The 8,847-nt window shown below is 72.9% G+C and carries 7 protein-coding genes; 4 read left to right on the top strand and 3 right to left on the bottom strand.

The window, feature by feature from the left end; translation table 11 throughout:
* Window positions 1-39: 39 nt before the first annotated feature.
* The gene (locus tag GSF22_RS26385; RefSeq protein ID WP_208816435.1) at window positions 40-726 is read right to left on the bottom strand and encodes an IclR family transcriptional regulator; all 687 of its coding nucleotides are present in this window, start codon (window positions 724-726) and stop codon (window positions 40-42) included.
* 49 nt (window positions 727-775) lie between these two features.
* Here GSF22_RS26385 and leuC point away from each other — a divergent pair, with 49 nt between their 5' ends.
* From leuC to GSF22_RS26365, 4 genes are all read left to right on the top strand, one after another.
* Complete coding sequence (leuC, locus tag GSF22_RS26380; protein WP_208816434.1) at window positions 776-2,230, top strand: 3-isopropylmalate dehydratase large subunit; 1,455 nt, start codon at window positions 776-778, stop codon at window positions 2,228-2,230.
* A gap of 11 nt (window positions 2,231-2,241) precedes the next feature.
* Entirely contained in the window at window positions 2,242-2,829 is a 588-nt protein-coding gene (gene leuD / locus GSF22_RS26375; protein ID WP_208816433.1) for a 3-isopropylmalate dehydratase small subunit, read from the top strand.
* A gap of 171 nt (window positions 2,830-3,000) precedes the next feature.
* A complete protein-coding gene (locus GSF22_RS26370; RefSeq protein ID WP_208816432.1) occupies window positions 3,001-3,732 on the top strand; it encodes an HU family DNA-binding protein in 732 nt (243 codons plus the stop codon).
* Between the two features lie 182 nt (window positions 3,733-3,914).
* The gene (locus GSF22_RS26365; protein WP_208816431.1) at window positions 3,915-6,002 is read left to right on the top strand and encodes an endonuclease/exonuclease/phosphatase family protein; all 2,088 of its coding nucleotides are present in this window, start codon (window positions 3,915-3,917) and stop codon (window positions 6,000-6,002) included.
* 73 nt (window positions 6,003-6,075) lie between these two features.
* Here the strand turns inward: GSF22_RS26365 and GSF22_RS26360 are convergent, their stop codons facing one another.
* Both GSF22_RS26360 and GSF22_RS26355 read right to left on the bottom strand, forming a co-directional pair.
* The gene (locus GSF22_RS26360; RefSeq protein ID WP_208816430.1) at window positions 6,076-7,026 is read right to left on the bottom strand and encodes an NUDIX hydrolase; all 951 of its coding nucleotides are present in this window, start codon (window positions 7,024-7,026) and stop codon (window positions 6,076-6,078) included.
* 150 nt (window positions 7,027-7,176) lie between these two features.
* Window positions 7,177-8,847: RNA degradosome polyphosphate kinase (locus GSF22_RS26355; protein WP_208816429.1), on the bottom strand; the 1,671-nt coding region annotated here is incomplete at its 5' end.

The following is an 8,847-nucleotide window of genomic DNA, read 5'->3' as shown; positions in this document are numbered from 1 at the left end:
GTCGACGGGGTTCCGGGTCGGGGGTCCGGGTCGGGCGGTTCAGAGGCCGCTGAGGCGCTGCCCGGCGCGGACCACGGCCATCGCGTGCCGGTCGCCGGGGCGGCGGCCCAGCCGCTCGATCGGGCCGGAGATGCTGATCGCCGCGATGACCCGCCCGGTCCGGTCCCGGATCGGCGCGGAGACGCTCGCCACGCCGGCCTCCCGTTCGGCCACGCTCTGCGCCCAGCCGCGCCGCCTGACCTCGGCCAGCGCCCGCCCGGTGAACTTGGCCCGGGGCAGCAGCGGCATCACCGCCTCCGGCGGCTCCCAGGCCAGCAGCACCTGGGCGGCCGAGCCGGCGGTCATCGGCAGCACCGAGCCGACCGGCACGGTGTCCCGCAGCCCGCTGGCCCGTTCCGCAGCGGCCACGCAGATCCGCTCGTCGGCCCGGCGCAGGTAGAGCTGGGCGCTCTCGCCGGTGGCGTCCCGTAGGGCGGCCAGCAACGGCTCGGCGGCGGTCAGGAGCACGTCCGGCGCCGCGTTCGCCAGCTCACCGAGCCGGGGCCCCGGGCGCCATCGGCCCTGGGTGTCCCGGACGAGCATCCGGTGGATCTCCAGCGCCTGTGCCAGCCGGTGCGCGGTGGCCCGGGGCAGCTTGGTGCGTTCGACGAGTTCGGCCAGGCTGGCGCCGTCGACACAGGCGGCCAGGATGACCACCGCCTTGTCGAGAACGCCGACACCGCTCATACTGTGTCCCACAAGCCGAAACATACCTCCCAGAATTTAGGATGTCCAGATGGTGGGAGTCACTCCGAAATCAACGTCGCCCCGGACCCTGGCCGAGAAGGTCTGGGATGCGCACGTCGTGCGGTCCGCCGATGGTGAGCCGGATCTGCTCTTCATCGACCTCCACCTGCTGCACGAGGTGACCAGCCCGCAGGCCTTCGACGGGCTGCGGCTCGCCGGCCGGCGGGTCCGCCGTACCGACCTGACGCTGGCGACCGAGGACCACAACACCCCGACCGGGTACGCCGACCCCGGATTCGCCAGCCGCCGTGGTGACCTGCTCACCATCGCCGACCCCACATCGCGTACCCAGATCGAGACACTGCGCCGCAACTGCGCCGAGTTCGGCGTACGGCTGCACCCGCTGGGCGACGAGAACCAGGGCATCGTGCACGTCATCGGGCCGCAGCTCGGGGTGACCCAGCCCGGTATGACGATCGTGTGCGGTGACTCGCACACCGCCACCCACGGCGCCTTCGGTGCGCTGGCCTTCGGCATCGGTACCAGTGAGGTCGAACACGTCCTGGCGACCCAGACGCTGCCGCAGGCCCGGCCGAAGACCATGGCGGTGAACGTGGTCGGCGAACTGGCGCCCGGGGTGACCGCCAAGGACCTCGTCCTGGCGCTGATCGCCCAGGTCGGCACCGGCGGGGGCCGGGGCCACATCGTGGAGTACCGGGGCGAGGCGATCCGGGCGCTCTCCATGGAGGGGCGCATGACGGTGGCCAACATGTCCATCGAGTGGGGCGCCAAGGCCGGCATGATCGCGCCGGACGAGACCACCTTCGCGTACCTGAAGGGCCGGCCCAACGCCCCGCAGGGGGCCGACTGGGACGCCGCGGTGGCGTACTGGCGGACCCTGCCCACCGACGAGGGCGCGGTCTTCGACACCGAGGTGACCCTGGACGCCAGCCGGATCAGTCCCTTCGTCACCTGGGGCACCAACCCGGGCCAGGGGGCGGCGCTGAACGACGTCGTGCCGGCCCCGGAGGAGTTCGGCACCGACGCGGAGCGGACCGCCGCCCGCCGGGCCCTGGAGTACATGGACCTGCGCCCCGGCACGGCCCTGCGGGACGTGCCGGTGGACGTGGTCTTCGTCGGCTCCTGCACCAACGGCCGGCTGGAGGACCTCCGGGCCGCCGCCGACGTGCTGCGCGGGCACCGGGTCGCCGACGGGGTACGGATGCTCGTCGTACCCGGTTCGGCGGCGGTCCGCGCGGCGGCCGAGGCCGAGGGGCTGGACAAGGTCTTCACCGACGCCGGTGCCGAGTGGCGCTTCGCCGGCTGCTCCATGTGCCTGGGCATGAACCCGGACACTCTCGCGCCCGGCGAGCGGTCGGCGTCGACCTCCAACCGCAACTTCGAGGGCCGGCAGGGCCGGGGCGGGCGTACCCATCTGGTGTCGCCGCCGGTTGCCGCCGCCACCGCCGTCGTCGGCCGGCTGGCCGCTCCCGCCGATCTCTGAAGGGCAGTCGAATGGACAAGTTCACCGTGCACGACGGCACCGCCGTACCACTCCGCCGTTCCAATGTGGACACCGATCAGATCATCCCGGCGGTGTACCTCAAACGGGTGACGCGGACAGGTTTCGCCGATGGTCTGTTCAGCGCCTGGCGGGAGGACCCGGCATTCGTTCTCAACGATGAAAAGTATTCCGGAGCGTCGATCCTGTTGGCGGGTCCGGAGTTCGGTACCGGCTCCTCCCGTGAACACGCCGTGTGGGCGTTGCGCGACTGGGGGTTCAAGGTCGTGATCTCGCCGCGCTTCGGCGACATCTTCCGGGGCAACGCTCTCAAGGAGGGACTGCTGCCGGTCGAGCTGGAATTGAAGGCCATCGAAGAGCTGTGGGACCTCGTGGAGCGGGAGCCAGGCACGGTGATCACCGTCGACCTGACCGCCCGGCAGGTCCGGCAGGGGGACGCCGCCTGGTCCTTCCCGCTCGACGATTTCAGCCGCTGGCGGCTGATGGAGGGCTTGGATGACATTGGACTGACCCTCCGGCACGAGGCCGACATCACCACGTTCGAGGCGACCCGGCCCCCGTTCCTTCCGGTCGTGGCCTAGTCCGTACGCCCGATAGCACCGCCGATTTCGCCCCCGCCGGTCAGCCGGCGGGGGCGAATCCGTTACGACACAAGGGCTTTTTTCCGGCAGATGTTTGTGTCCTGGTAGCACAGGGCATACCGTGCGCGCAGAATGGCACGCGGAGTCCAGTTGCACAATCAGGAGGAAGTCGTGAACAAGGCCGAGCTCATCGAGGCGCTCGCCGCTCGCCTGGGGGACCGGAAGACGGCCACGGCCGCGCTCGACGCGGTCCTCGCAGAGGTACAGGCGGCGGTCACCAAGGGCGAACGGGTGGCGATCACCGGTTTCGGAGTCTTCGAGAAGCGGGTGCGGGGGCCACGAACAGCCCGGAACCCGCGTACCGGCGAGGCGGTGAAGGTCAAGAAGACGTCGGTGCCGACATTCCGCCCGGGTGCCGGCTTCAAGGAGATGGTCGCCAGCGGCAAGGCGCCGAAGAGCACCGCGGCAGCGAAGAAGACCACCGCTGCCGCCGCCGCCAAGACCACCACCGCGAAGGCCGCCGGCGCCAAGGCCACCACGGCCAAGGCGACCACCGCGAAGGCGACCACGGCGAAGGCCGCCGGGGCGAAGGCCACCGGTGCCAAGGCCACCACGGCCAAGGCGACCGGTACGAAGGCCACCGCCACCAAGAAGGCCGCGCCGGCCAAGGCGGCGACCAAGACGACCGCTGCGAAGGCGACCACCGCCAAGGCGGCCACCAAGAAGGCGGCGCCGGCCAAGAAGACGGCCACCAAGACGACCGCCGCCGCGAAGAGCACCACGGCGGCGACCAAGAGCGCGACGAAGAGCGCGGCCACCAAGAGCGCGACGAAGAGCGCCACCAAGAGCGCCACCAAGGCGGCGAAGAAGGCCCCGGCCAAGAAGGCCGCAGCCAAGCGCTGACCACTGCACCACAGGGGCGTCCACCAGCGGCGGTGGGCGCCCTTTGCATGTCCGAACGCCCGACGGTGTCGCCCGGCACGCCCCGGTCGCGGTGCCCGTACGGCTCCACGCCCATTGCTCCGGGCGCCGGAGCGGTCGACAATCGCGCGCAGACCGCCTCCCCCACCCTGCCCGGAGTGCCGATGCGTCACCCCCGCACCGCGACCGCCGCCACCTGTCTCGGCGTGCTCCTGCTCGTCGACGTCCTCCGGGTGTGGCTGCCCGCGATCATCACCATCTTCGGCCAGGCCGCGTCCACCCCGGCGGAACTGATGGGCGCCTTCGCGCTCGGCTGGTTCCTGCTGCCCCTGGCCGCTCCGGCGTTGATCCGTCGGACCGGTACCCGGAAGGTCGCCCTGGCCGGGGCGCTCGGGCTCGCCGCCAGCCGGCTGGCGCTGACCGCCGCACCGGGCGGACAGGTGCAGCTCTACCTGGCCAGCGCCGGCCTGCTCGCCGGACTGGTCTGGCTCACGGCCGCCGCAGCCAGCGGGGTACGACCCCGGTCCGGACTGGTGCTGGGACTGGCCCTCGGCGCGGTCGGGCACACCGTGCTGGACACGTACGACCTGGTGTGGCGCGGTGGTGCGACGGCCTGGACGGTCAGTGCCGTGCTCGCCGGGCTCCTCGTCGTGGCGCAGGCCGGTGTGCCGGAGACGCGGACACCCGGCGCCACCCGGGCCTGGTGGCCGGTCGGTCCGGTACTGCTGCTCGCCGGCATGGTGGCGCTCTCCCCGGCGCTGGCCGGTACGGCGGTGTCGTACCTCGGTGGTGCGGCCGGTACGGCCCGGTCGCTGCCCTGGCACGGACTGCCGCAGGGGCTGCTCGGCGCCGCCGCGACCGGACTGTTCGTCCTGGCCGCCCACGCCTGGCCGGATGCCGGGCACCGCAGAACGGCCCGGTGGGCCGCGTCGGCCGTACTGCTCGCCGGGACGGCGCTCTTCGCGCTGCACCAGCCACTGCTGCTGGTACCGGCGATCCTGCTCACCGCGCTCGGGCTCGGCGCCTGCCTGCGGCTGACCGACGCGGTGGCCGTACCCGTGGCCGGTGCCCGGCCCGACCCCCGCGCTGCGGTACGGGCGGCCTACGCGGCGGCCGGCGGGATGCTGGTCTTCGCGGTCGCCGCGGTCGGCTACTACGCCGCCTACGACCTCGGGTACCCCAACGGCTGGGTACCGGTCGCCGTCGCGGTCGTGCCGGCCCTGGCCGCGCTCCGGTCCCCGGCGCGTCGGCCGGAGGCCCGGGGCGCTGATGCGCCGCCGGCAACGAGGGCTGCGGGGCGTCGGCCGGAGGCCCGGATGTCCGGCCTGCGGTTGGCCGGTGGGCTCGCCCTGGCCAGCCTGCTCGCCGCGATACTGGCGGTACCCGTCGCACCGGCCCGCACGGCACCGGCGGCTGCCCCCGCCGGTCCGGCCGGCACCGCTGGCCCAGCCGCTGTCGGTCCGGCCGCTGTCGGTCCGGCCGCTGTCGGTCCGGCCGCTGTCGGTCCGGCCGCTGTCGGTCCGGCCGCTGTCGGTCCGGCCGCTGTCGGTCCGGCCGGTCCGGTCCGGCTGGTGGCGTACAACATCCGGATGGGATTCGGCCTGGACGGCCGGCTCGACCTCACCGGGCTGGTCGACGTCCTCGCCGGGCAACGACCGGACGTGCTGGTGCTCAGCGAAGTGGACCGGGGTTGGCTGCTCAACGGCGGACACGACACCCTCGACCTGCTCGCCGGTCGGCTACGGCTGCCGTACGTCTTCGCGCCGGCCGCCGACCCGGTGTGGGGGGACGCGGTACTCACCCGCTTCCCGGTCCGGGACGCCCGGACGCTCCGGCTGCCGGACGTCGGTGCGCCCACCGGGGCACAGGCCCTCGCGGTCACCGTCGATCTGCCCGGTGGGGAACTCGTGGTCGTCTCCACCCACCTGCAACCGCCGCCGGACACCGGTCCGGTGGTGCAGGCCCGTGCGGTGGCGCGCTTCGCCACCGGGTACGCCGCCGGCCGGCCGCTCGTGGTGGCCGGTGACCTCAACACCGAACCGGGTGACCCGGCGTTCGCCGAGTTCACGGCTGCCGGGCTGACCGACGCACTGGCCGCCGGGCGGCCGTTGGCCACCAGCCCGGCGGACCGTCCGGTCGAGCAGATCGACCACGTGTTCGTCTCGGCGCAGTTGCGTGGCCGGGACGTGGCCGCGGCCCGGAGTACCGCCTCGGACCATCTACCGGTGGCGGTGACCCTGGAGCAGCGTTAAGCCGGTGACCCTGGAGCGGGGGTGTTAAGAAGGGGCCCTTCCTCTACCGGAAACGTTAATAGGGGGCCCTTCCTTACAGGGGGTCGGCGGCGGCGAGCCGGTCGCCGACGAAGGCGAGCAGCCAGCCGCCGCCCTTCGGCGTCGTCCAGTCCGCGCCGGGGTCGACCGCGGTGCGACCCGGCACGTCGGACGCGCCGGTCACCGGGCGGGTGGCGAGTTGGGCCAGCGCGCCGGGCAGCACCCCGCCCTGGCTGCACACCACGACCGGGTCGTTGGCGGTGGCCAGGTGTACCAGCCGGCCGGCGGCAGCGAGGGCGTTCTCCGCCGGATCCTGCCCGGGGCGCGGCTCGTCGAAGTCGCCGTCCGCCTCGATCGCCAGGTCGAGCAGTCCGGCGAGCGGGTCGAGGGTCTGCACGCAGCGGCGCGCGGTGGCGGCGAGCAGGCGGACCGGCCGGACCAGGGCCAGCAGCGGGGCCAGCCGGCGCGCCTGCGCCCACCCGGTGTCGTCCAGCGGCCGGGCCACGTCCGGCCCGGACCAGGTGGCCCGCTTGCCGGCACTGGCGTGCCGGACCACGGCCAGCGCCCCGGTCACCGGGGGCAGGGTGGCGAAGGCCCGCAGTACCACCGCGTCGTGCGGGTAGCTGACCAGCCGGACCGCCTCGTCCACCGGCAGCCAGCGGATGTCGTCCACCTCGGTACCCGGTTGGAAACCGCCGCTGCCCACCGCCCGCATCGACCAGTAGTCGACCACCTTGGGGCGCCCCTCGCTGACGTACCGGACGCTGGGCAGCCGGACCTGGGGTACCGCCTGGACGTCGGACTCCTCGGCGACCTCCCGGACTGCGGCCAGTAGGGCCGGTTCCGCCGGTTCCAGCTTGCCCTTGGGCAGCGTCCAGTCGTCGTAGCGGGGCCGGTGCACCAGGCAGACCTCGACCCGGTCGCCGGCCGGACGCCAGGCCACCCCACCGGCGGCCCGGATCGTCGTCGCGTCCGTCACCCGCATCCGCTCCCGTCTCGTACCCATCACCGGGCCAGCCTATTTGCCGGTCCGGGCGCCCCGGGACGGCTCGCCGGCCGGGGCGCGGTGGACGGTCGGCCCGCTCCGGTGGCCCGGTGGTCGACCGGGTCCGGTGGTCGGGCGGACCTGCCGGTCTGCCCGGTCCGGTGGCCCGGTTCAGCCGGTGGCGCCGTCGGCCCGGTGCAGCAGCATCTCCTGGAGGTGCGGTGCCGGGCTCTCCGGCGTACCGGCCCGGTGGTGCCAGCTCCCGTCGGCGGCCAACTCGAACGCGGCCACCTCCGGGCTCATCGACGCGGTCAGCACGTGGTCGAGTTCGGCGCGGGCCACCGGGTCGGTCACCCGGACCAGGGCCTCCACCCGGCGGTCCAGGTTGCGGTGCATCAGGTCCGCCGAGCCCATCCAGAACTCCGCGTCGCCGTTGTTGCCGAACCGGAAGATCCGGGAGTGCTCCAGGAACCGGCCCAGGATCGACCGGACCCGGATGTTCTCCGACAGCCCCGGTACCCCCGGGCGCAGCGTGCACATCCCCCGGATCACCAGGTCGACGTGTACCCCGGCCTGCGACGCCCGGTAGAGCGCGTCCACGATCCGCTCGTCGACCAGCGAGTTCACCTTGAACTGGACCAGGCCCGGCATACCCGGGCGGGTGTGCGCGATCTCCCGTTCGATCCGTTCGATCAGCCCCTGCCGGATGCCCTGCGGGGCGACCAGCAGGCGCCGGTACGCGGTCTGCCGGCTGTACCCGGTGAGGACGTTGAACAGGTCGGTCAGGTCGGCACCGACCTCCGGGTCGGCCGTCAGCATCCCGAAGTCCTCGTAGAGCCGGGCGGTCTTCGGGTGGTAGTTGCCGGTACCGATGTGGCAGTAGCGCCGGATCTGGTTGCCCTCCTGGCGGACCACCAGGGCGGTCTTGCAGTGCGTCTTCAGGCCCACCAGGCCGTAGACGACATGGCAGCCGGCCCGTTCCAGTACCCGGGCCCAGCCGATGTTGGCCACCTCGTCGAAGCGGGCCTTCACCTCGACCAGCACCACCACCTGCTTGCCGGCGGCGGCGGCGTCGATCAGGGCGTCCACGATCGGCGAGTCGCCACTGGTCCGGTAGAGGGTCTGCTTGATGGCCAGTACGTCCGGGTCGGCGGCGGCCTGCTCGATGAAGCGCTGCACGCTGGTGGCGAACGAGTGGTACGGATGGTGCACCAGGATGTCCCCGTCCCGCAGGGTGGCGAAGACGCTGCGCGGCACCTCGCCCTCCACCAGACGGGGATGGGTGGCCGGCACGAACGGCCGGTCCTTCAGATCGGGCCGGTCGGACTCCTCGTAGACCTGCCACAGGGCGGCCAGGTTGAGCAGCCCCGGTACCCGCAACACGTCCTGGCTGTCCATGTCGAGTTCGCGGACGAGCAGGTCGAGGACGTGGTCGGAGATGGAGGCGGCCACCTCCAGCCGGACCGGCGGGCCGAACCGGCGCCGGGCCAGTTCCCGTTCCAGGGCCTGGAGCAGGTCCTCGTCCCGGTCCTCGTCGACCTCGACCTCGGCGTTGCGGGTGACCCGGAACAGGTGGCACTCGACCACCTGCATGCCGGAGAAGAGCTGCCCCAGGTGTACCGAGATGAGATCCTCGACGGGCAGGAAACGGACACCCGGCTGGTCCGGGTTGACCCGGACGAAACGCGGCACGTTGTTGGGCACCTTGACCCGGGCGAAGAGTTCCGATCCGCCGTCCGGGTCCCGGACGGTCACGGCCAGGTTCAGCGACCGGTTGGAGATGTACGGGAACGGGTGGGCCGGGTCGACGGCCAGCGGGGTGAGGACCGGGAAGATGTGTTC

It is taken from the genome of Micromonospora echinofusca, from assembly GCF_017614955.1.
Taxonomy (GTDB): Bacteria; Actinomycetota; Actinomycetes; order Mycobacteriales; family Micromonosporaceae; genus Micromonospora; species Micromonospora echinofusca_A.
The sequence above is the reverse complement of the archived record's forward strand: the minus strand, read 5'-3'. Positions and strand labels throughout refer to the sequence as shown.

Coding starts and splice junctions, on each gene's coding strand:
- GSF22_RS26385 (WP_208816435.1), bottom strand. CDS start 726: ATGAGCGGTGTCGGCGTTCTCGACAAGGCGGTGGTCATCCTGGCCGCC.
- leuC (WP_208816434.1), top strand. CDS start 776: ATGGTGGGAGTCACTCCGAAATCAACGTCGCCCCGGACCCTGGCCGAG.
- leuD (WP_208816433.1), top strand. CDS start 2,242: ATGGACAAGTTCACCGTGCACGACGGCACCGCCGTACCACTCCGCCGT.
- GSF22_RS26365 (WP_208816431.1), top strand. CDS start 3,915: ATGCGTCACCCCCGCACCGCGACCGCCGCCACCTGTCTCGGCGTGCTC.
- GSF22_RS26360 (WP_208816430.1), bottom strand. CDS start 7,026: ATGGGTACGAGACGGGAGCGGATGCGGGTGACGGACGCGACGACGATC.